Consider the following 23,142-nt stretch of genomic DNA (forward strand, 5'->3'; position numbering starts at 1 on the left):
GATAAAATCAGATAACGGTTTACCGAACTCTATATAATTTTCATTATGGAACAGCCCATCAGGAACTTTCATGTGTATAAATTTGTGATAATCTGAGCAGTTCTCATCTACCCACATCCAAACGAATAGTTTTGGTGTGCCGTTGAAATCGAACCCTGTACCAAGTTCACTATAACCAGTCCCGAATATCGGGTGTATCCGGATCACCTGACGGTTGTAATTTAACAACTGGGTTGATGATTTGGAATTGTTGATACTGCCAAACAGCTCGGTAAACCTCGGCTTTATCTTATCCAGGTAAACGTTCATCTTTAAAAGTACAGGGTTAATGTGCTGTAAGGCTAAAATTTCATGTAATGTAAAGTCAGTAGAGTTTCCCATCTGATTGAGTTCTAAAAAATCCAAAAATTGCTTGATAAGTTCGTTTTTGTCATGTGGTTTTAAAAAATCCGAAATATTATACCATCTCAGCTCTGCGTAAAACTCGGATTTAATATGTGGTTGGCCATCATAAAACTTGGTGCAGTAACGGAGGAATCTACGTTCAAATGAACTAAGTGTTGATAAAAGCTCCAGATAATTGGTAAGTTGGTCTTTCCCGGCCGGAGAATCTACTTTATTTTCAATAAAACAAAGCGTATCGGAGTTTTTTATCACCAAATCGATTCTGCATGCTGCTCTATTGCCTTTGCGAAAAGGATAATGCTGCTGGGAATAAATCCGAAATCCACTACCCTCAATGCCTAATACTGTGTTGACGAAAGCGTCTCTGAGTTCGCTGTCGCTATCCAGTACATGTGCTAGGATTTCCGTTGTGAAATCCTCCAAAGGAGTTTTAGATCCGTTGGTGCGATAAAGGTTAAGAAGCGAACTAAATAAATTCATTTTGATCTAAGAAGTGCCTTTGAGATAAAGTATGGTATCTGTGCATCACCGTTTATATAAAATCGGTGAATCGGGCATAGATATTGCCTGTTTCAATGGCATGCCTACGTTTTTTATAAAGCAGATCCGGGAGTGTTACACGTCGATCAAGTATGGCTATCAAATCTCCGCCATCCATAATTATGATGGATTTAAAGTCAGAAGAAACCGCCTCTTTGGTTACTCCATCGATAGAAATGAGTAGTCCAACGGCTGTCTTAAATTTTGCCTCTACTTTAAAACAGAAGTGAGCCAGATCGCTTCTGTTAACTTCTGATTTCCATTTTGCTTCCAATAGATAATCGTTTCCCTGGAAAGTAAATGCACCGTCGATCTGTTCTCCATATATTTTGAAAGATTCTTTTGGCTCAAGGTCGTAGATGAGAAAAAGGTCATATAAGAACTTTTCAAACTCAAAGCCTCTTTGTTGAAAGTTTTGGTTAGCTGCAATCTTATAGAAGTCTTGTTTGAGGGCATTGAGCTCATCCTCTAGGGAGACGACTTTTTTTAGATTTTTTTCTGCTTCCAATTTCCTTGCTTTAGCCGCTTCTTGGTCTTTGGTTGCCTCGAAATATCCCTTTGTCAGGCCTCTGAGGTTAGCAACAGACTGTTTTGCTTTCTTTTTCTTGCTGCCATCTTCGTCCCAAAAATCAAGATTGTCAAAGTCTGTAAAGTCGTTTACAGCTAAAAAAAGGTTCATTAGATCGGCATCATAGATGTCACGCCTATTGATCATACGCTCAAGCAATTCTTTAATGCTATCCCTTTTGGTACCCTCCCAATTGATGGTGGCGACGATTGCGGAATTGTCCAGAGAAAGCTTGACGAAATCTCTTAAATGTTCTTTTTTCCAATAGATTGATGCTAAAGCTTCCCGAAGCGCAAGGATTGCTTGTGGCGATATTTTCTTTTTTGCATTCATTTGTTCATTGTAATTGTTATAGCTGCGTTAGAAAATGTTAAATAGTCATTGAGCTGGGACTTAGCGCCTGACCTCACAGGTTTAAATGGATTCGTAATCATCATTATCATTCCAGTGCTTAACCAATTCAATATGCTGTTCATCGTCGACATAGAAAAGATCATCAGGAATCGAAGCATCTAAAACCTCAAGCGTATCTGCAAAAACATTTGGGTGTGGATCAAAACCAACTTCAATTTCAACTGAGACCTCCTTTTTTACAGTTGCCGAATATTGATTCTGGCCGAAGTAAACCCAGCTTTTTGTATCATCATCTTTGTATGACGCTGTTTCATCATAGGCCCATAACCAAGCCTCATAGGTAACATGGATTTTGACATCGATCTTGGCCGATTCGCTTGCAAAGGAGATAACATTAAAATCAATGATTTTAACGGTTACACTTTCTGGATCTAGCTCAATTTCCGGATCTATCCAGAGATCGTCGATTGTAATTTCATTATCTGAAATAACGTCTTTTAAATAAGAAACGATAAGATCATTTTTACCTTCTACAGCTGTTTTTAGTGATGTCATGAATACTGAATCGTATTCTGTGTGGATAAAATCAACGAATTTCGCTATAGAATCAAAAAATCTAATGTCGGGATATTGTGCTGCAAATTTTTTCCAATCTGCGTCCTGGCTGATCAGGCAAGTACTCGCTAAATTATCACCATATTCATCTATAAAGGCGTTTAATATAAATGCATCAGGAAATTCTTTTCGCTTATTTCCTTCGCCAAATGGTGGCTTTATATTAAAATAATCATTTATAATCTTGTTGTTATCTACCTTGGCTATATCAAGTTCTTCGTAAATAATGCTATCAAAATAATCATCGATCCTTTTTTTGCGTTCATTAAATAAGTCGTCTTTGAACTTAGTAGGATCAGACAATAAAGAGGAAATTAAACCCAAATCATTTTGCACCAATCTGTCTAAATCCTTATTTAAACTTTCCAATTTGTTAACAGACTTCGCTATCGTTTCTTTCAGATGCGATTCCATCTCTTTTTTTAGAATGTCACTCCCAACAACAGTTGTTTTCTGTTCATCACTGAGTTTTTTAAGAGAGTCAAAGATATCTCCTTTAAAGGATAAGCGTAACGCTTCGTAAGCTGAGGTGTCAATTAGAACTGAGAACATTGTTAATATATTTGGTGATTTTTCAAATGTACAATTTTGGATCTGATCACAAAGTTATTTTCGTTTTTTAGCGAAGGAGTTGTCACTGCTGCCTAATACTACAGCGCTTTTTTCAGTCCAACCTTTCCAATATTGGATACCCCCTGTTTTTTCCTAGCCAATTTTGGAAATCAAATTCAAAACATCATGGAAACAACCGTATTGGAATTCTTTCCTGCTTTGGAAGCAGGGCATGATCCTAAAAACTATTCTTACAAGAAAGAAGATGTACCACTCGGTACTCATGCCGCTACACTTGACTTTATGTTATGGTCAAAAAGTGGTCTGACCATCAACTGTTTTTTTACGCTGGTCGATTCTCATAAAAAGATAACCCTGTCGGTTTACCGAAAAGCCGCTAACCAAGGTAGGTACATGGCTGGTGAAACAGAGGTGCGATATCTACCGTTTGGAACAGAACTGGTGCTAACAGTTGAAGCCAATGAGCTGGGTAAACCGCTACTTACTGATATGGTTATTGCAAAACACTAAGAATAAAACAGTTTATTTCATTTAAAAGCACCGGCTCGGGTTCCTCGCCGTTTAGTCCTTTTTCCCTATAGAAAAAGGAGCAAGCGGAAGTTGGGCAGACCCTACTTTATGACCCTGTAGCACGCTTCAGGGGCATTGGTAGAATTCTCCGGGAATTCTTTGATAGGTTGAAAGTGCAGCCAGGGCCGATAAAGGATATCTCTAAAGAATTCCCCTTCAACGAACTATATGGTTATGGAAAATCTGAACGCGATAAAACATACCAAGCTTACGGGTGATAAACTGCAAAAGGTTAGCCTCGCGCTGGGCCGCTCCAAACGGACGGTTTTCGCGCAGATGGTAGATTATTTTTACCGTAATAAAAAGGATCCGACTGACCTGAATGATGAACTGTTAAAGATTGCGCTTGCCAAAGGGCATAAAAGTTATATGGCTTTTATCAGGGCGCAGGAGGACTTACTGTTGGTTCCGATCAAGCAGGGTGTGGATAAGATGATTACCAATCAAAAGGATATCGTCAAATTCTTCAATGAGCAGGTGCTTGGTGCCAATAAAACCCTGGTTAAAAACCAGGGGGTGTTTTTGAAAACCGCTCAGGATAATGATCGACTGATCAAGCTCATCGCGCAGAACATGGAATCAAGGGAAACGTTAAAGCTCAAGATGCTGCAGATATTGAACAGTTACATCAAAGCACGGGAAGAACTGGGCGCATTTAAAACCAGGGAAAAAGAAGAACTGGCAGAACTGACGCGTAAACAGATAGAAAGTCTATAACAATGTTTATCAATATTTCAGCAAGCGAAACGGGTAACAATAAGGGGAGTAGTGCGCAGCTCGTGCATTACCTGGATAAGGAGAACAGGTTATTTCCTGAGCAGKAAACGGGACACTGGTTTAACGGAAAAGAAAGCCACATCGATTCCTATGTGGTAAAAAGATCAATTGATCGGAATATCGCTAAACTCTCCGCATATGATGCGAAATTTTTTCTGGTCAATATCTCTCCGAGCCAGAAAGAGATCGTGCATTTAAAAATGCTGGAAGGTTTAGGAACTAAGGAAGAGTTAAAAGCTTTTGCCATCAAAATCATGGATGAATATGCCCGTAATTTTCGCCGTCCGGGTATTAAGAGCAATGAAGATTTGCTTTGGTTTGGAAAGCTGGAAAACCACCGCTATTATTCAGCCAAAGATAAGGAAGTAAAAAATGGAACGGTGAAAAGGGGAGATGCGAAGCCAGGAGAGCAGATGCATATCCAGGTGATTGTAAGCCGTAAGGATATCACTAATTCCATCAAGCTGAGCCCAATGAACAATTCCAGGGGAGGAAACCTGGAGCATTCCAAAAAGATCGGGCAGTTTGACCGGGTGGCTTTTAAAGCTTCAGGAGAAAAGGTCTTCGATGAAATGTTTAACTRTCAGAGACAAATTAGCGAGCGTTTTACTTATGCCAATACGCAAAAGAATGGAAATCTGGAGGAGCGGCTCGCCATGGCCGGGCAAAAAGATAAGCAGAAGAAGGTACAAGCTGCTTCAGCTCAGGAACAGATCTCCAACGTTTCGCCGCAGTTATTGGCTGAGCCTTCTGATAATTTACTCGATCTGCTTCTGGCCCGGCCAGAATTTGATCCCGTTTCACCGGCCTTGAGGAGCAGGAAACGGAAAAAAAGAAAAACTCAGCAACAGGAACTCAAATTTTAACAACAGAAGATGAATACAGGAGAAGATACGCAAGGGCTGCGTAAGATCACTGATTTTATCAGGCTGATCAGTCTGTTTATTTTATGCATCCATTTTTATATGAGCTGTTATTTAGCTTTCAAGATCTGGGGCTTTACAGCAGGGATTACGGATCGATTGATTTTGAATGTTTCGAGGACCGGGCTTTTTGATGGGTTTTGGGTACCAAAACTTGCAGCGTTATTGTGTTTAGCCATTTCCCTGCTGGGTGTAAAAGGCATGAAGGATGAAAAGATCAAAAAGAAGGACATTATGCTTTATATCGCAATAGGACTGGTGTTTTATTTTGCGGCCTTTTTCGTTTTTAGGTTAGGATTTGATGCCCAGCTAACTGCTGGCCTTTATATCATCACAACTTCTACCGGTTATCTATTGATACTTTCCGGGGGAGCCATGCTTTCCAGGTTGATCAAATCTTCTATCAGCACCGATGTATTTAATAGCGAGAATGAAACTTTTCCGCAGGAAGAACGACTGCTGGAGAATGAGTATTCGGTCAATCTACCCGCCAGGTACAATCTAAAAGGAAAAATCAGGAACTCGTACATCAATATCATTAATCCTTTCCGGGGGCTGCTCGTTACGGGCACCCCCGGATCCGGGTGCGGTCTGGGAAAAGTTATTTTGTGATCCGCCATGTGATCACCCAGCATATCCGCAAGGGTTTTTCAATGTTTTTGTACGATTTCAAGTTCGATGACCTTTCGATCATTGCCTACAACGCATTGCTGAAATATAAGGATAATTATAAGGTTAAACCGAACTTCTGGGTAATTGATTTTGACAGGATTTATCACAGATGCAATCCGCTGGATCCGCAGAGTATGGAGGATATTACCGACGCGACCGAGGCCAGCCGGACAGTAATGCTGGGGCTGAACCGGGACTGGATCAAAAAACAGGGTGATTTTTTTGCGGAGAGTGCGATCAATTTTGTAACGGCGGTGATCTGGTTTTTGCGTAAATACAAAAACGGGCGTTACTGCACTTTGCCGCATGCGATTGAGCTGATCCAGGCGGAATATGACAGGCTTTTTGCGGTACTGCAGGAAGAGCCGGAGATCAGGGTCCTGATCAATCCATTTATTTCGGCGCTGCAGCGAAAGGCGATGCCACAACTGGAGGGGCAGATTGCCTCGGCCAAGATCGGCCTGGCCAGGTTGTCTTCACCACAGTTGTATTATGTGCTGAGCGGTAATGATTTTACGCTGGACATCAATAATCCGCTGGAGCCGAAGATTGTCTGTATGGGCAATAACCCGCAGAAGGTGCAGACCTATGGGGCGGTGCTTTCGCTTTATGTGAACCGCATGTTAAAGCTGGTGAACAAAAAGGGGATGCAGAAAAGCAGCATTGTCTTTGATGAATATTCCTCGATTTTTGTGGGCGGAATGGACAGCCATATTGCCGTGGCGAGGGGCTATAAATGTGCGACTACTTTAGGATTGCAGGATTTTTCGCAGTTGAGGAAGGACTACGGGCAGGAGCAGGCGGATGTGATCACGAACATTGTGGGCAATATTATCTCTGGGCAGGTGAGCGGGGATACGGCGAAAAAGCTGTCTGAGAATTTTGGAAAGATTGTACAGGATAAGGAAAGCAAAAGCATCAATAGTTCTGATATTTCGATCTCCAGGTCTACGCAGATGGATTATGCAGTGCCCGCTTCTAAGATTGCTTCTTTGTCATCGGGAGAATTTGTTGGGATTGTGGCGGATAACCCAGAGGAAAAGATTAAATTGAAAATGTTCCACTGTGAGATCCAGAATGATCATAGGGCGATCGCAGAGGAAATGGAAGGTTATGTGCCGATTCCGAGGCCGAGGGAGGTGAGTTATGGGGATATCGTGGAGAATTATATGATGATTAAAAATGAGGTAGAGGCTTTGCTGGAGGAGGAGTGTGGGAGGATTTTGGCGAGGGCCGATAGGAGCGTTTCATTGGAAGAAGATAAGGTAAAGAATGAGGGAGGCGGTGCGGAAGATGGTGATCAGGAGCAGTTGGTTAGTATTTGATATAGGTAATGAATTGGTTGTTATTAACGTTTAGACGCTCTTGAGCGTTATTTTTTGTTTCGCAGGTAGCTAGGCTTCTGTTAGACTGGATAGGATTAAATGCGGATACGGTTTTTTTGCGGAAAATATTRACAAAGTTTTTAGGTGAAGGTATTTTTTATATCTTGTGCATTGAGAGCGTTAATAAAGCCGGATTCTGTCTTTTGACAGGTCCGGTTTACTTTTATAATTTAACTCGCCATCTTTAAAAACATTTAGCTAAAGTGGATGTTGAAACAAAAGGAAATTTTAGGTGCATTTTTCAAAGTGCAGATCGACGAGGGTTATCATATTTATGGCAGGATCATTGCAAACTATGTGTATGCATTTTATGATTTTAGAACAAACCAAGAGGAAACTGATCTTTCATTAATAGAACAATCAAAAATTATCTTTAAAATTTTAGTTAACCATAAAGCCATAAAAAGTGGTGCATGGAAGATCATCGGGGTCGGCGAGCTACCTGCAGACCTAAAAGAAACAGTTCCGTTTTTTATTCAAGAGATAGGTGATTTAACGAATTGTTGGATAGATTGGAATGGTAGCTGTGAAAAAGTAGAATACCTAGAGTGCATAGGATTAGAGCGCTTGGCTGTCTGGGATCAGATTCATGTTGAAAAAAGGATTTCAGATTATTATAATGGTATTCAAAACAAATATTTGCAAGGACTAAGATTAAAAAAACCTCCTGGTCTAGACTAAAGTCCGCTCACGCTGGCGCACGCCTGTGGTGTGTGAGGAATGGATATAGTTATTGCAGAGCCCATCAGAATGTTGGGCTTTCGCTGTTTAATAAGGGTATATTTATTATAGGCGATATCTCTCTTGGCGCACACTTTAGAGGTGTATTGAGATCTGAGCCTTCAATGAAAAAAATAAGTGATGAAGACATTCAGTATGGTGTAGGTAATTGGCTTCCCTCAAGGCTAATGATTCCTCTATATAATGAAATTCCTGATGAATTTAAGGAGCTGGTAATCATTTAGTTACAATCCTACGCTGGCGCAAGCATGTGGCGTGTGAGATGTAAAAAAAGTAACAAAACTGCGCGATATAAAATTGCTGGACTTTGTTTTTTCTGCAGCGATCCAAGAAAGCCTCTTATTTTTAATTTCGTTGAGATTTTTTTAAAAGATCGTTTGTAGCTTATCTGATCCCCGGGCCCGGTAACCGGTTGCGCAAGAACCCATCAAATTTATGCTTATAACTTCTGCTTACCATAAATTTGTTTCCGTTATTAAGCAATATTTGGTATCCATCAACCTGTTTGACGTGATTAAAAGATACAATTTCAGACCTGTTGATCCTCAAAAATTCAGTTCGTTCCCGGATGGCCTCTTCTATATGCTTCATCGTATGATAGGTGATGTGATCCTCATCCGTTAAAAAAATCCGTACATAGTTTGACATCGATTTGATGTATAAAACCTTTTCGAGCTGTATGCTGATATATTTATGCTTTGATCCTCCCTTTACCAGTAGAAAGTTGTCGGGATTTTTAATTGACGATTCATTTGACTTTATTTCCAATAGGCGCTGAACCTGCTGAATAAATTTAACTTCGCTTACTGGTTTAAGTAAATAACCATCTACACCGATCTCGAAACTTTGGGCTCCGTATTCCGAATGGCCTGTAACGAATACTAAAAAATCACAGTATGGCCTAAGCAGTTTTGCGGCTTCAATGCCATTGATCTGTGGCATTTCAATATCTAAAAGGACGATGTCAACATGTTTTTGGACATGTAGATATGTTAGAGCATTATATGCATTATCAAAGCTTTTCTCGTGGATGACTCCTGGTGTTATTGATATAAGTTCCTCTATTTGGCTTAGTATGTAGTTTTCATCATCGATGATTACGCATTTTAGTTCCATAACAAAATAGTTTCGGCTAAGTATATGGCTAAAATAATAATTGTATTCTTAATTAGCAATGCCTGGCTGCTTTGGAAGATTATTGTTTGCAATAGTAAGCAGCGGCTGGATATTCTCTAAAAATCGTCGCTTCAAATCAATTTCAGGCAATTGGTGCGCATCTGCATTAGGAAATATACTTAGGTATTCATCCATTATGGGTTCTTTCGGATAGTTTTCAGCCATAATGGTAATTGCGGTTTTCTGTAGGTTATAAAACCCATCGAAGTAATCCTCTATCCTTGGCAGCTTGTCATTCTTCCTGCTGTTGAAAGATGGGTCTGCCGGGATCAGGTTCCAGATCAAATCATGCGACACAAAGGCGTAGGGGATGAAATGTTCAACGGCGAAGTTGCCATGCGCAAGTTTTTTTTGCGTGTATATACATTCCAGTGGCCCGGTATGGTCTAGAATCCTGTTCCAGAATTTGCGCTGGTTTAACAGGCTGTTCCTTTTTGCTGGTTTGATAAGTTTATTCGGGATATCGGGAACGTTGGGATTGTGTTTTTGTAGGTAAAGACTCAAGTGCCAGTAACAGAATGCCTTTAAAATACCGGCATGTTCGACGAGATAGGCCTGCCAGAGCGGGTTTATCCTTAGGCTCTGTTCATCCAGTGCATATGGACTGCTGTTTTCGAAATTTGCTGAACGCTGGTGTATTTCAGATCGGTTTCCTTTTGATTCCGGAAACCATGGGCTTAGATACCGGTGAGGTACCTCTTTATCAAAATATTGGATGGCTTTGGCTGTTAACGGATTTAGGCTACCGATAATCTTCTTTTTAACAACTTCTTGTTTTTCATCGATAGTTATGCCCTCCAGTTCTCTGATCTGGCTGATTGCCCGCTGTAGCTGGTCCTGTTTGCCAAATGAAACATGGAAATAATTAACGGTATACCAGGCGCGCGATACCATGCCTGCAAAAAGACGGTGCTTTGGTATTACGATGTTTCCTTCTTCCAGTTCTGATAAAATGGATAACAGCCAGTAATATTTATAGGTTGCTGAGGTGTTGTTGAAGCTTGCAGCCAGTAGGGGTATGGGGAGTGCTGGATTGGGAGGAAGAGGGTAGGTCATGTTGGTTAAGCTATGGCCGAATTTACGTTATTTTTTACTGGTATAAGTTATGGGGAATTGATGTTTGGGAAGATGTTAGCGAGACGGTATCTGCTCTGGTTAGGGGATGAAGGTTTAGATGTTTTGTTTTTTTGTTTTTCTGTGCTGTCCCCTGCGGTCCGGGCCATTTGCTGTATCTTTTGTTCCAAAAGGATGCCACTGCTGTCCCTGACAGGGAGGGGGAGAATGATAACAGGTTACGATGGAGAATTATAATGTTTAAATACAGATTTTATTTTTTGCTGGGGACAATTTGACTGCCTGTCAATTGCCTAAACTGTTTCTTTCCCCTATGAACGCAAAGGATCACCAAGCTCAAATTTCTTTCTTCCGGTAAGCTCCTACCTAACCGAGTTCAGCACGATATCAGATCTTTTCCATTAGGTCAGCAACGCATCACCCTAATTAATACAGCTGAAAATCTTCAAAAAAAACGTCCTGAGACGCTCAAGACTTACCCAATAAACCAAACATCGTATCAGATACGATTTTATCGCCTGAGGCCTCATTTTGGCCTGAACTTAAAAAATGAAAAGGAGTTACTCCCAGAGGAAAGTCTCTTCCTTCGATCAGCGCATACAATTTGGCCAGGAATAGACCGTCACTAATAGTAGACACTGGATTCCGCTCCAAACTGTACAGCCGAGGAGTGCCCAATTTTCAAGATGGAAGCGTTTAAGCTATGGAGTAAAAAACTGGCCGGACTGAACGAAACCTTGGGAACGTTTATGTTGAATCTGCAGGGTCGTCTACTGTCGACGTAGCCCGCCTTGAGGCATAAATTTATCCGCTGCGAAGATCTCCGGCACAGTATTTAGGCTCATCTGCCACACTAACATGACGGTCGAAACTCGCCTTTTTTAATCCAGCAGATCATTGAAGGCATCTTCCCAATCATCGTCACTATCACTGTCAGTATCAAGCTCCCTGCCCTTAAGTACCGTACTTTTAAGCGCCTCAAATTGGGCAGTCTGTTTTTTCAGAAGCTTCTCCATCCTGGCCAGCAACTTGTTCATCTTTTCTACCTCCTTGGGCTTTTCCTTGCTGTCAGGGCTGGTGAAATGGATCTTTATCGGATTTTCGTCCCGGGTAAGAATCTCATCGATATACTCCAGCATCTCCCGTTCCTCCTCTGACAATAGGTTTGGAAACTCCGACCATTCCTTTTCCCTAGCCAGCGCATCCTCGCTTACACTGGCAAAAACAGCGAGCGCAAAGATGTTCTCCGATGAATTTCTCACCGTTTCCGCAAAATTCCCCCAGGGTCCGTTCTGTTGGTACTCCCTGTTGCGCTGCCAATAATCCAATCCGGGATCACGCTTTCTGAGCGATCTGACCACCTCTACCGCCGAAGAGAGACCCGTCAGGGGCCTAGTTCCCCTTGGAAAATCGTTTCTGTTCTGCCATAACGTCAAGATCATTTCATAGGCTTGCCTGTTCAGCTCCGCTTTTTTTGCCCCTTTCTGCTCCTGTTCAGCTGATGCGATCAGCTCAGAAAGATAATGGGCCATCCAGCCAAGGGTAAGGTCACGCTTGTCGTGTGCGGAGAATTCCCTGATCAGCTTCTTACCAAGTGCTATAGTCTCCTGAGAGTATTTCAATTCTTCCATTTGCTCTGAATAAATAAATTTTGGTGTATTCGGGATAATATTTGTACTCGCGCCTTTCCACGCTCCGCTTGATCTCGACCTTAACGATCAGGTCTTTTTTCTGGTCCATGAGGAAAGCTTTCAGTTCTTCCCTTTTCATGCCCAGGGAGACCCCATTACTGGAGAATTTGCTATAGCTGTCCTTTTCGCTAACAGAGGACCAGATCCAAAGTTCAGAGATCCGGTTCTGCTCGATAGGCTTTCCCCTGTAGCTATAACCGAAATCGACCGAAAACCCGCAGCCGCTCCATTGCTGGAAAGCATTGCCAAGTCTTATCCTTGATTTGGAAACATCCTTGAACAGCGGATCATTGTCATCTATGCCTTCTACCTCGGTCTTTTCCTGCCTCAGCCAGCCGTGTATCTTGAACATGGGAAACCTTTCCTTCAGGCTCCGGGTCTCATAGCCCTCGTGATCATCATCGTCCTCCATGGAAATGTAGTTTTCGTTTGCCGACCTGGTCTGAAAGGATCTCAACAGTGCAGGCGCAGTCTGCGGGTCCACAAGTCCAGAGCGGAGGCTCAGGGTTTCGCTGTCCTTTCCGATATAAACCGTAGCGCCCAGGTGCACCACAAGGGTATCCTTCTGGTCCAGCCCAAGTAGCTCATCAAAATCCGCCTGCCCGATGTCCCATTCCCAGTCCGGATTTCCCTGTTGGTCGTTGACCCAGTATTTTTTGACCAGTGGGGTCGGTTGGTTGAAGTCCGATAGCCAGAAATCTTTCCAGCAGGTGGCCCATCCTTCCAGCCACTCCTCCCAGCTTTCCCTCCAGTTGTCCTCCACCACCACAAGTTGCCTGCTCTGCAGCAGCGTATAGGCCGCACAGAACATCCCGTGGTATTCGTAATAGCTCCTCAGATTTTCTACCCGCGGCTCGGAGCCATGCCGGTTGCCTGTCTCGTTGTAATCCGAATCCCTGATATGGTCATCTTTTCTCACATCACCCACATAGCCCCAATGCTCACTGATAAATTTATCAGCGACTGCAGCCACCGGATAGCTGCCAACTTTGAATATCCTTCCCAGCGGCTCGTACCAGTAAGGAAGGGTATCCATGGAATCGAAAGAGAATTTCAGATCGGTGCGCTCCCGGTCTTCAGGGTACTCGGTCTGCCGGAGTTTGATGACCTCGAAAGGTGAAGAAAGTATGTTCTCGATTTCGTCTTTCTCCACAGCGTCAAATGCCGTTGGCTGATAGTTGAGGATGGCTTTTGCAGCAAGCTGTGCAAAATACTTGATCTGAGCGTGCGGCAGCTTCCGGTCCCTGATTTCGGCCAACAGATAATCCTTCAACGGCAGCATTACCTCTGGACTTTCCTGGCAGATACGCGCAATGGCCACCCATAGGTAAAGTTTTGCCGAGATCCAGTAGAAAAAATTCTGCTGGTCCTGAAAGGGATGGCAATCCTGCTGATCCTGCTGATCCAGCAGCGAGATTATCACATCGGTATTCCCCAGCCTTACTATGCGGCGTAGGATGTGCGCAGTGATCCACCTCACCCTCTTTTTGGGATGGCCCAGGTGATAACGCAGAAAGGTCGCCACCACTTCAGCCGGGTTTCCTGATAGCAAGGTGGCGGATGCCACGGTTACCGCATAATCTTCTGGGACCTTGGCAGACCACCTGGATAGGATCCAGCCCAAAACCTGCTGTTTTTCCTCGGTCCCGGTGAGCGGATAGACGAAGCTGAGCATCTGATAGAGGACCTTGGATGAAAAACCGTCGAGCTTCTCTGGGATCATCCTGATCAGCCCCAGGGCAAAGTCGCGCTCCTGGATGCCCAGGATTGCCGCCAGACGCTTCAACGAGCTGTAGCTGATGTAGTCCTCCGAAAAAAAGATATAGAACCAGCTCTGGACGATCTTATCAAATGCTTTTTTCTTCCATTCACCGACCTGCCTGTCATTCTTCCAATTGTCCAAAAGGATCTTCAGCCCATCTTCGAAATCACTGTAACAGATCCCTATACCATCCACATCGACCAGATCTTCAAGGTAGGCGATGTAGTTCCCGGGCTTTGCCGTTTTGGCAATTTCGGAGAATAACTGCCCCATGTTGACGTAGGCACGTGCTTCACCGCCCCTGATCTCATCAAGAATTGATTTTAAAATACCGGGAGCCACCTTTGCATGCTTTTTCAGTACTTTGGAATAAAGCGCCTTTCGCTTCTTGTCCGATTTCTCACCGTTCTCAGCTTCTTCATCAGGCGCTGGTACGATGATGGCTTCCAATTCTGCAATATACCCTTCCAGGTCTTTTATGATTGTCTTGTCGGTAAACTTACCATTCTTAACCAGATCCAAAAATCCCCTCAAAAAAGCCGTATTCTTCATTCCCGGACGATGCAATTTCATATCCGCAATGATCTGCACCAGTGCCTCGTTCTTGAGTTTATGGTCCTTCGCCTCATCTATCCTCTCCAACAGCAGCCTGTGGTAATCTGCAAGCCCGTCGTAATAGTACCTGTTCATGGCCAGCATCCCGGTAGCGATGTCCGCAGGGATAAATTCCTGCTCCAGGGCAGCAGTTATCAGCTCCATGTAGTGCCGGTCGGTCGACCGAACGTATCTATGGTCCCACTGGCAGACCACGGCAAACCCCGTACGGATGTCCAGTTTTGCCAATGTCGGCACTACCACATCCCAAGGGAACCCGTCCCAGCTGCGCATCCGCTGGTGGCAGTATTCGGAGTACCTGAAGAATTGGATGGCCAGGTCCGTGTTCTGTAGTGGCGGAATAAGCTTGCTCAGTTCATGGACACTGCGAATCTGGTCGAAGGCCTCGAAATCGATCTCGGTAGAGGCCTGTACCATCTTATCAAAATAGTACTTGCCAGCCTCCAGCGAGCATCGGCTGGCGGTTACCGCAGCCCTGGTGTAGTTGTCTATGATCTCCTTCCCCGAGAGGTTCGCCGAGTCTATGATCTGCTCGGTATGGGATAGAATGGCCATCACCGTTTCGCGAAGACGTTCCTTACGCCCCAGCTTTTCACAGATCGAGAGCAACAGATCGATCTCCTTGAGCTCGCCCTTTAGGATACGGTCCCTGATCGAATGGATCAGTCCATCACCTTTTTGGTGGAAGGCGATGTCCAACAGCTTTAATATGATGAACTTCTGCAGGCCCGGAGCTTCATGTCTCTGGTAATAGTTGAGCTCCCAATCGCTGTCAAAATTGGAGAGCAGGCTGCCCAAATTTTCCAGCTGGGCCTTTGATGATTGTTTCCTGAAAAAATAGTTCCCCCTGATCTTATAGGCGGGCAGCAGGTGCCCGTAGATCCGCTCGAAACGCTTCACCTGGTCCTCTACCTGTGAGCGAACTTTGTGGTCGGTACTGGCATTTTTTTCCTGTAGGCATTTCGGATAGAAATCCTTTGTGGTAAATGAACGCTCTTCGAACAGGTGCAGGATCAACCCCTTTCTTAGTAACAGGTCCAGACGCTCCATCTCCGAGCGGCCCGTGGAATAAAGGCTCGGGGGATGTCCGGGGATCTGTATATCGATCAGCCCCAATAGGGGCTTGACTTCTACATCGGATATGCCAGCAGCAAGGCATGCCTCACAACATGCGACAATGGATTCCATCAGCTCATCCTCCTTTTTGGAGATCCTGGAAAGCACAGCAACTTCCGCCAATACCTTTTTCAGGTCGAGCGGAATTTTAACGCCATTTAAAAAATAGACCTGGACAATCAGCAGCCTGAGATCTATGCGCAATTGGTCGCCCTTATTTTTAAGCCAGCGGTCGATCTGAACGGTATTGCCCAGGGCAAAAAGGTTGTTCAGCAAGACATGCACGACATCGTATACTGCTCCCTTGGGGTTCCACTTGCCGAGCCATTCAATGGCCTTGTCCACCCCAAAAAGGTGAAGTACCGCTTCAGCTCCAAAAGCGAGATCATAGGCGGTAAGTCGGTATTCCCGCAGTTCTTCTTCATCGAGTTTATTGCGGTAGTCTACCCACTCCCTGGCCTTGCGCAGGTGCTGTTTGGCCAGGTCCCAGGTCTCTTTCTGCCTGGCATACACGGCCGCATTGCGATAGTGTACCTTGCCGAACCAGCCCGGATTGCCCGACTGGAAGTAGATCTTCTGGTTGGTCTGCAGGTTACCGTATCTTGCCGCCAGGTCCGGCTTGTCCAGTAGGATTTCCTCCAGCACGCTATTGGTCTTGGCCGCTTCGGCCGATACGATCTGCAGCTTGATGAAATCCTGGGGATCGAATTCCGTAGTGGACATGCGCATGGCGGCCTTGGTCCGCTCGATGAATACCTCTTTATTTTTTACCGGGTCAAGCGGATAGCTTAGATATTTTTTTTCGATCACAATGTCCCTCAGCTCGGCGTACATGCCGGATTTGCTCAGAAAATTCGACAGGTGGGTACTGGAATACTCATCTGATGGGGCAGCTTCCAGCAGTTTTAGTGCGATATGTTCATAATCGGGCTGGCCGAGTTTGTAGCTTTTTCTCAAAAAGGTTTCGAAATCCTCGTCACGGAAAGTGAATTCACGGTTACTTTCCAGAATCTCCCGCCAAAGATCTACCCTGATGTCGCCAATCGCGGCCTCACTAAGACCAGTAGCGCTGGTGACAAAGTCCATCGGAACCGGCCGGGGCATGGCAATCAGGTGCTTCAAAAACGCGGTGACCTGTCTTTTGGTAGCTTTGCGCTCTGCTTCGCGCACACGTAACCTGAAGATCTGTTCCAGGGTCTTTCCGTCTGGTTTGAGTGGAAGAAGTTTGTCGTTAAGGCTCTTTCCAGGAAGCTCAAGTGCGTAGGCCATGACCCTGGGGGTCGCATGGGTCAGCTTTTTGAACTCAAGGACCTGCTCTTCTGAAACATCTTGAAAATATCCCTCTAGAAACAATCTGGTCTCCCGATCGGAAAAAGGATCTAGCGGGATGGTTATTGCCTCTTCTGGCAGCTTCAGGGTATCTAGCCTTTCGGTCCTGGCCGACAGAATGATGTTACAGCCTTCGGGAAACTGCATCTCCGAAAGGTCCCTGATAAAAGTCTTGCCATCGTAAAGTTCCGATGCGGTGACACTGTTGTCCGCCGCGTCCAGGATGATGGCAAGGACAGCCTCTGGATGGATCGCCCGCATAATGGCAAGCGCGGAACTCATCCGCTCCTTTAGCTGTTTGAGGTAAAATTCGTCAGGTTTATCTTCACTCAGGAGCAGGCTGGAGCCGGCCTTGAGGGAAAGTTCGTTGCAGATCTGGAGTATACCGGCCTGGTGCTTATGCCGGCGATCTTCTGGATCAAGATAACTTCCTCCGCCATAACAGTCGAAGATGACCGACACCGAACCCTCCGGAAGAACGCTGGGGATCATGTTGACCAGCGTAGATTTTCCTATACCGGCACCACCGTGCAGGCAGATGAGCTGGTTCTCCGGTTTGAGCAGTTCATCTTTGATAGCAGAAAGCTGCTCCCTTGGTACCAGCTTTTCTGGCGCTGAAATCTTGTTGTTTACCGGAAAGATCGCCGAAATATCGGCAAGTCCGAAGGCCAGGATCACATCCGAGAGCACAACAGTATTGATCTGCTTCTGTTCGGGCATCATCTTTCCCCAGATCAGTTTGTGCAGATAAGTGTATTCCAGTGAGGTTTTAAAGGCAGTCCATTTGGTTATGGCCGCTATGATCTGCTGTTCGAGCTGGAACCTGGAGGACTGGTTGCAATCGGACAGGTCAAGTAAACTGACGAAATCTACGAACTGGTACTGATCGAGCTTCGAAGCATTCAGCAGACGGGAAAGATCTTTCTGTTGGCCGGCAGTAAGTTTGGCATTGAGCTCGCTCATGCTCGTTTTATTTGGGCGCTGCTGGCAGATCAACGATTTGCATGTCTCCAAAACTTTAACAAGCTTGTCAGCGGCGGGGCGATTGCTCACCAGTTTGATGATAACCTTGTCCAGTAATATTGACCTATCGATCTGAGCTGAAAGCCTGCTGTAGAACTGCGCCAAACGGTCAATGATCGAGCCTTCCGATCCACCCTTGCTGCTGGTACAGATCCTTGCTGCTGTCCAGTCCTTATCTGGGGTGCGCGTGCTATATTTGAGCTGGGAAACAACGATCCGCTCTGAATCCAGGATGCTGGTTCCACCGTAATATTCGGTCAGGTCCACGCCAAGACTCATCCCCCCTCCGGTATTAAGGTACGAACTGTCGGAAGTAGAGAGGTTCTCCACTGAAATCGCCTTTAAGCCATTTGGCTCAAAGTTGATCAGCTTGAGGCACTTCTGGATCGACCATAAAATATGAAAGTCATCTCCCGCGCTGGATTCTGCGGCATCTGGGGTGTTATCTTGGAGCATTGATTTATATTTTTGTTCTTCTCTGTAAATTTACTGATTATTAACATATTTTCCGATCTGCGAAAATCCGTCCGAGTTGGAACTGCTCTACAGATAATTCCTGCTGATAGGGTGGCGTCAGATCAATGAATAATCATTCTCCGGCCCTATCCAGATCTGTATAGGTCAGGGCTGAAATGGGTATATTTGCCGAACGGAAAAAATCAACTTCAATTATATGCTTTCACAAAACAAACTTATGATCGTGCTGGTGATCGCCGTATCACTTGCTTCCAAAGATAGCAGGGCAGTTCAAAAGACGGCAGCCGAGCAACAGGTCGTCTCCGCCATTGGAAAAAAAATTGATACTCCAAAGCGCTCAGCCCAGCCGTCTGTCACCTTGCCGAAAGAACAAAAGATTAAGACGACCATGCCCGATCACGCTATCCGCATCAGGTTGGAAAATCCTGCAGCCAAGGCAAGCAGTCCTTGGTACAAGGATATACTTCCGGTAATCACATTGGTACTGGGTCTTGTACTTAAGGAACTCATCGATGGTTGGTCAAATATCAAACGGACAAAAAAAATAGGCAAAAGATGGAAGACCGAGCTTCAGACACTTGTCAAGCCACTGGAAAGACAGGCCGAAGAGATTCAAAAGTCAATCGATCACCGCACGGCGAACCCAAATGAACCACCAAAAATGGTCAGTATCGCTTCGCTGGAATGTGAAAACTTCGAATCGCTTGATAAATCCGAACTGCTGGAATACATCAACCGCTATTATTTCAAGGACTACCAGGAAGCCGTATCGCTGGCGGGTCAGATCAACCTTCAACTCAGCATCATCAAATCCAATAGCCTGCTGCTAAAAGATACCTTTGTAAAGGGACTGGAAGAGATTGGAAAGAGAAATGATAAGCTGACTGCCAATTTCCAGGAACTTCTGCACGCCCTCCACGTATACAAAAACAAATTGTTCAATAAAGGTGGCATGGAGGCGCTACATGGCGACAAGTTCAGAACGCTGGATCAACTTTATGGAACACAGGTTCTGCCACATCAGCAGGACGGAAAATTCGACTACCGCGTGCTCAACAGCGACTATTTTGCTCCCATGATAAAAGAGCTCGACCGTCTGAGCGCTGATGAAGACACGCACCAAATGGCCTCGAGCACGAGGAAATGCCTTGATAATGTGGTAGGCATCAACATGGAAAGCCTTTATCTGCTCACCAATCTGGGAAACTTAATGAGGTACTTTCAGCAGTCCAAAACTGATTTGGAGGAGTTATTAGAGAAACTCGATCCATCCAAAAAAATCTTTAGGATCATTTAGATCTCCGGCAAACCTGCATATTTCAACGAAAGTGGTTCTTTCTCAATTTTGGTGGTGGAATAAAGTGTCAGCTCGCATCGGACGATAAAACATGCTTTTTAGTAATTAGCAAAGATCATTCTCGATGGAAGAGGAAATAAGAAAATCGACTTGACTACCAAAATTGGGGAAGAACCACTTTGCAACGAAACATGGTGTCAGAGCCAAAGAAAAAAAGAGTAAAGAAAAAATAACATTTACAAAAGTTTAGACCACCAGTATCTTAGTAGAATATCAGGTCAGTCAAACCTTTTGTAAATCATTTCTCATAGTAGAATCCTTCATTGTGTAATTACGTGAAGGGTTTTTTGTATCTTGGAATATGGATGATGAAAGCAAAACCAAGCAGTTTGATAATTTACAAGATATGTTGAAGGCTTCGCAAGTACTACCGAAGTTTTCAAAACTGCACAATAAGATGAAAGATTCTTTCAATGGTTTAATTGAAATAACTAAGTCTTTTGAAGGTCGGGATGCAGAATATAAAATTTTGATTAAAACCTGCTTAATAGATTTGTTTGGCTTGATTGAGGCAGATATATTTTATTATAATACAATAGACAATCACTCACAACAGGATGAGAAGATTGACTTCAACGAGAAAATGAAATTAACCTTTGACCAAATAGCAACTACGTTTGGTAAAGAAGAAATTGTTGACGAATATTTCAGAACACAAATGCAACTTGTGAGAAAATTGAGAAAGAAACGTAATAAGCAAGTTCACCCTAAAGAAGTTGTACACCTGTTAGATCCAACTAAACGTGACTTAAACGATATAATCTTTTGCTTCAAAAAGTATGATGAATTTATCAATGGCATCATGAGTAATTTCTTTTTCAGTACAACTATACCAGCAAGTTTCTTTTTGAACCGTTAGGTTTTAAGCAGAATAATCTTTCTTTTCTACGTAATCAATAATATCATGTTCACTATCAGCAGAACCTGTAATTTCTAAGCAGTCTTGACATCGCCACATATATAAACCAAACTCATCATTCAACCCTTCACTGACCATCGCTATTTGTTGGCAACCTTCGTTTTTGCAAACGGGGCTGACATTCTTCACTTCATACCGTTTTAATAATTCATTATATTTCCAATCCCATTTCCAAACTGTATGTTGGAATTTGTCAGCGGTATAATTTAGCATCTTGAAATGTGTAGCGGTTAGATATTGACCGTTATCAACATCTAACAACCTTCTATTCTTTCGTTCTGCAAGATACCGCCAAGTTAATGGTATAACAACTATAGCAATAAATAATATATAGATAGGGATTTGAAAGGTAAGCAAAGCAGCCACGTAATTTATACCTATCATGAAAGTTGAAAGCAGAGGTGTTTTGTTGTACCAGTCAGCAACAAATAGTAATATGAAACCAGCGATAACTGAATATGAAATGTTCTTAACCCATTCATGGTTGAAGAACTGTTTAATTGTTTGCATGAGCGTTTAAATGAATTTGTAAATGTAATACTATTGTTCGGCATGGGAGGTCACCAATGATTAAAGCCACCTGTACCAGCGGATGGGTCATAAACCTATCTGAATTTAGTAATCTTCTGAATTTTTCCATTTGCGTTGTATTCTTGTACTTCAATTGGAGCGTCACGCATCATGTAATAGCAGCCAACCACTATTGCTGCCAAAAGTACCACCACATGTTTCCATGAGTTCAGTTTACCAATTGATTGAATTATTCCTTTTATGTCTATCATAACATTTGTCATATACCCTATATATTATGTAATTTCTTTTTAAATGATACTAATGTTTTTCTATTTGTCTCACCTTACCACAAAGTTTTTTCCTGTCTGATTTTGTTATACAAATTTACCCATAAAAAAGGGTGTATTTGATAAGGCTAATTGTGTATAAATCCTTTTCCATTTGCTTGAAACAAAGATAAGTATAAAAAAGTGCTGATTATGAAGGGGGGGCGGTTAAGGGGCTAAAACACCCCTTTTATTATGAACTTTTTAGCGTGCATTTTATCTTACTATTTCAAGTTTTAAAGTTATTTCAATGCCCTGATAATATTTATGGATAACCGCTGAATAATAGTGGAAGTATAGCGGATGACAAGAAAGAACATATTTAAAAAAGGGTGACCCGAAACCAGTTAATTCAGGGCGTTAGAAGGGAACAAAGTGGAAAAACCAAAGTAAATTGACCCCATCTAACCGGAAACGAAATTGTTATAAAGTTTTGCTTACCTATACATTAGCAAATTGGCGATAAGGTCAATAGAATTGGTTTGTCCAGTTAGCCGCTTTTAAGATGATTATCCATCTTGAGCGAAAGTAGCAAATTTATCTGGTTTGTTTTAAACTGATTTTTATAGAAAATAACTATAAAAACCTAATTTTGCTTCCACGTGCTGTATCTTTTGTTTCAAAGAATGCTGAGGTTTTTCCTGACAGGGGAGAACTATTACATATTCGATAAAGTTGTCATAGAATAGGACTGTTGAAAATCGGTCAAACTAATGTTTAAAAATATTTTTTTATAAAAAAAAATGTGCTCTTTTAAGTATTAAATTGCCAAAACATTTCAACAGAAGGGAAAGCAAATAGTTCTTAATACCTAGTGAGGGACAGTGCGCAATCCGATAATCAAATTGGTGGCCAGTTTGTCCCGAAGCAGAGGGGGCACTTTCGCGCCGAAATACACAATATGTCTACACAAATGCCTTTGTGGCATTTTATATAAGAGCCTTTTCTGATGAAAATTTGCGCTGTAGCATGGTTAATCTCTTTCAAATATTAACTTTGCACCGAATGAGAACTTTTGTTTTATCAGATATCCATGGAAATGACAATGCCTTTAGAAGAGCGCTAAAGTCTGTTCGCCTCAAAAAGACTGATCGATTGATCTTATTGGGAGATTACATTGACAGGGGTTTTGATAGTAAGGGAGTTTTGGATACCATTTTTCTATTGATGGAACATGGTTTTGAACTTATCTGTTTGAGGGGAAACCATGAGCAGATGCTGCTTGATGCACTTGATGACCCTGATAAACTTAATAACTGGCTGTTAAACGGTGGCGATGAAACATTGTCTAGTTTTCTGACTAGTTCGGTTCATAAGATTCCTATCAAGTATATTGATCTGTTGAAATCTTTCCGCTTTTGTTACGAATATGACCAATTTATATTCGTCCATGCGGCGCTGAATATGCTAATTAGTGATCCTTTCACTGATGTGCACACGATGCTCTGGTCTAGGGATCAAAACGATCTTTTAGATTACGGCTGGCTTGGTAGACGGATTTTGATACATGGGCACACCCCTGGTACCCAGCAAGAGATTATTGAAAATTTTAAAGATCTTTATCCCATCAAGTGCATTGATAATGGCGTGTTTACAAAAAAAGCCGGTTACGGCGGATTATGTGTACTTGAATTAGAAAAC

At 43.2% G+C, this 23,142-nt stretch carries 16 protein-coding genes and 1 pseudogene; 8 read left to right on the forward strand and 9 right to left on the reverse strand.

Going from position 1 to position 23,142, the window contains the following annotated elements; all coding sequences use genetic code 11:
* The 3 genes from AC1DND_RS03405 to AC1DND_RS03415 form a co-directional block, all read right to left on the reverse strand.
* Positions 1 to 885: PD-(D/E)XK nuclease family protein (locus AC1DND_RS03405; RefSeq protein WP_477579123.1), on the reverse strand; the 885-nt coding region annotated here is incomplete at its 3' end.
* A 52-nt stretch (positions 886 to 937) separates the two neighbouring features.
* Positions 938 to 1,846 (reverse strand): hypothetical protein, encoded by a 909-nt coding sequence (locus tag AC1DND_RS03410; RefSeq protein WP_477579124.1) that lies wholly within the window; start codon positions 1,844 to 1,846, stop codon positions 938 to 940.
* 81 nt (positions 1,847 to 1,927) lie between these two features.
* Positions 1,928 to 3,034 carry a PIN domain-containing protein gene (locus tag AC1DND_RS03415; RefSeq protein WP_477579126.1) on the reverse strand — a complete coding sequence of 369 codons (1,107 nt, stop codon included), beginning with the start codon at positions 3,032 to 3,034 and terminating at the stop codon, positions 1,928 to 1,930.
* A gap of 186 nt (positions 3,035 to 3,220) precedes the next feature.
* Between AC1DND_RS03415 and AC1DND_RS03420 the strand changes: the two genes are divergently transcribed.
* The 5 genes and pseudogenes from AC1DND_RS03420 to AC1DND_RS03440 all read left to right on the forward strand — a co-directional run bounded on the left by AC1DND_RS03420 (position 3,221) and on the right by AC1DND_RS03440 (position 8,063).
* Positions 3,221 to 3,565 carry a hypothetical protein gene (locus tag AC1DND_RS03420; RefSeq protein ID WP_477579128.1) on the forward strand — a complete coding sequence of 115 codons (345 nt, stop codon included), beginning with the start codon at positions 3,221 to 3,223 and terminating at the stop codon, positions 3,563 to 3,565.
* Between the two features lie 234 nt (positions 3,566 to 3,799).
* Complete coding sequence (locus AC1DND_RS03425; protein ID WP_477579129.1) at positions 3,800 to 4,342, forward strand: BfmA/BtgA family mobilization protein; 543 nt, start codon at positions 3,800 to 3,802, stop codon at positions 4,340 to 4,342.
* A gap of 2 nt (positions 4,343 to 4,344) precedes the next feature.
* Complete coding sequence (locus AC1DND_RS03430) at positions 4,345 to 5,268, forward strand: DUF5712 family protein (RefSeq protein ID WP_477579131.1); 924 nt, start codon at positions 4,345 to 4,347, stop codon at positions 5,266 to 5,268.
* A gap of 9 nt (positions 5,269 to 5,277) precedes the next feature.
* A pseudogene (gene mobC, locus AC1DND_RS03435) lies at positions 5,278 to 7,322 on the forward strand (conjugal transfer protein MobC).
* Between the two features lie 267 nt (positions 7,323 to 7,589).
* On the forward strand, positions 7,590 to 8,063 hold the full coding sequence (locus AC1DND_RS03440; protein WP_477579133.1) for an Imm26 family immunity protein: 474 nt from the start codon (positions 7,590 to 7,592) through the stop codon (positions 8,061 to 8,063).
* 444 nt (positions 8,064 to 8,507) lie between these two features.
* On the opposite strand, the gene AC1DND_RS03445 is transcribed toward AC1DND_RS03440, so the two are convergent.
* The 4 genes from AC1DND_RS03445 to AC1DND_RS03460 form a co-directional block, all read right to left on the reverse strand.
* A complete protein-coding gene (locus AC1DND_RS03445; RefSeq protein ID WP_477579135.1) occupies positions 8,508 to 9,239 on the reverse strand; it encodes a LytR/AlgR family response regulator transcription factor in 732 nt (243 codons plus the stop codon).
* 48 nt (positions 9,240 to 9,287) lie between these two features.
* The gene (locus AC1DND_RS03450; protein WP_477579136.1) at positions 9,288 to 10,355 is read right to left on the reverse strand and encodes an HNH endonuclease domain-containing protein; all 1,068 of its coding nucleotides are present in this window, start codon (positions 10,353 to 10,355) and stop codon (positions 9,288 to 9,290) included.
* A gap of 899 nt (positions 10,356 to 11,254) precedes the next feature.
* A complete protein-coding gene (locus AC1DND_RS03455) occupies positions 11,255 to 12,004 on the reverse strand; it encodes a hypothetical protein (RefSeq protein ID WP_477579137.1) in 750 nt (249 codons plus the stop codon).
* Complete coding sequence (locus tag AC1DND_RS03460; RefSeq protein ID WP_477579139.1) at positions 11,961 to 18,365, reverse strand: P-loop NTPase family protein; 6,405 nt, start codon at positions 18,363 to 18,365, stop codon at positions 11,961 to 11,963. Before AC1DND_RS03460 ends, AC1DND_RS03455 begins: the two co-directional genes overlap by 44 nt.
* Positions 18,366 to 18,582: 217 nt before the next feature.
* On the opposite strand from AC1DND_RS03460, the gene AC1DND_RS03465 reads away from it, so the two are divergent.
* Positions 18,583 to 19,683, forward strand: coding sequence for a hypothetical protein (locus AC1DND_RS03465; protein WP_477579140.1), 1,101 nt, complete (start codon positions 18,583 to 18,585; stop codon positions 19,681 to 19,683).
* Positions 19,684 to 20,044: 361 nt separating this feature from the next.
* A complete protein-coding gene (locus tag AC1DND_RS03470; protein WP_477579142.1) occupies positions 20,045 to 20,602 on the forward strand; it encodes a hypothetical protein in 558 nt (185 codons plus the stop codon).
* A gap of 3 nt (positions 20,603 to 20,605) precedes the next feature.
* Here AC1DND_RS03470 and AC1DND_RS03475 read toward each other — a convergent pair whose 3' ends face one another.
* Positions 20,606 to 21,172: a hypothetical protein gene (locus AC1DND_RS03475; protein ID WP_477579144.1), complete on the reverse strand. Its 567-nt coding sequence runs from the start codon at positions 21,170 to 21,172 to the stop codon at positions 20,606 to 20,608.
* Positions 21,173 to 21,267: 95 nt separating this feature from the next.
* Complete coding sequence (locus AC1DND_RS03480) at positions 21,268 to 21,444, reverse strand: hypothetical protein (protein ID WP_477579146.1); 177 nt, start codon at positions 21,442 to 21,444, stop codon at positions 21,268 to 21,270.
* A 1,062-nt stretch (positions 21,445 to 22,506) separates the two neighbouring features.
* Here AC1DND_RS03480 and AC1DND_RS03485 point away from each other — a divergent pair.
* Positions 22,507 to 23,142: metallophosphoesterase family protein (locus AC1DND_RS03485; RefSeq protein WP_477579147.1), on the forward strand; the 636-nt coding region annotated here is incomplete at its 3' end.

It is taken from the genome of Pedobacter sp. 01N416 (assembly GCF_056399685.1).

Excerpts from the sequence above, each read along its gene's own strand:
- AC1DND_RS03445 (WP_477579135.1), bottom strand. The coding sequence starts at position 9,239 with ATGGAACTAAAATGCGTAATCATCGATGATGAAAACTACATACTAAGC.
- AC1DND_RS03475 (WP_477579144.1), bottom strand. The coding sequence starts at position 21,172 with ATGCAAACAATTAAACAGTTCTTCAACCATGAATGGGTTAAGAACATT.
- AC1DND_RS03415 (WP_477579126.1), bottom strand. The coding sequence starts at position 3,034 with ATGTTCTCAGTTCTAATTGACACCTCAGCTTACGAAGCGTTACGCTTA.
- AC1DND_RS03465 (WP_477579140.1), top strand. The coding sequence starts at position 18,583 with ATGCTTTCACAAAACAAACTTATGATCGTGCTGGTGATCGCCGTATCA.
- AC1DND_RS03460 (WP_477579139.1), bottom strand. The coding sequence starts at position 18,365 with ATGCTCCAAGATAACACCCCAGATGCCGCAGAATCCAGCGCGGGAGAT.
- AC1DND_RS03420 (WP_477579128.1), top strand. The coding sequence starts at position 3,221 with ATGGAAACAACCGTATTGGAATTCTTTCCTGCTTTGGAAGCAGGGCAT.
- AC1DND_RS03470 (WP_477579142.1), top strand. The coding sequence starts at position 20,045 with ATGGATGATGAAAGCAAAACCAAGCAGTTTGATAATTTACAAGATATG.
- AC1DND_RS03440 (WP_477579133.1), top strand. The coding sequence starts at position 7,590 with ATGTTGAAACAAAAGGAAATTTTAGGTGCATTTTTCAAAGTGCAGATC.
- AC1DND_RS03480 (WP_477579146.1), bottom strand. The coding sequence starts at position 21,444 with ATGATAGACATAAAAGGAATAATTCAATCAATTGGTAAACTGAACTCA.
- AC1DND_RS03450 (WP_477579136.1), bottom strand. The coding sequence starts at position 10,355 with ATGACCTACCCTCTTCCTCCCAATCCAGCACTCCCCATACCCCTACTG.
- AC1DND_RS03455 (WP_477579137.1), bottom strand. The coding sequence starts at position 12,004 with ATGGAAGAATTGAAATACTCTCAGGAGACTATAGCACTTGGTAAGAAG.
- AC1DND_RS03410 (WP_477579124.1), bottom strand. The coding sequence starts at position 1,846 with ATGAATGCAAAAAAGAAAATATCGCCACAAGCAATCCTTGCGCTTCGG.
- AC1DND_RS03425 (WP_477579129.1), top strand. The coding sequence starts at position 3,800 with ATGGAAAATCTGAACGCGATAAAACATACCAAGCTTACGGGTGATAAA.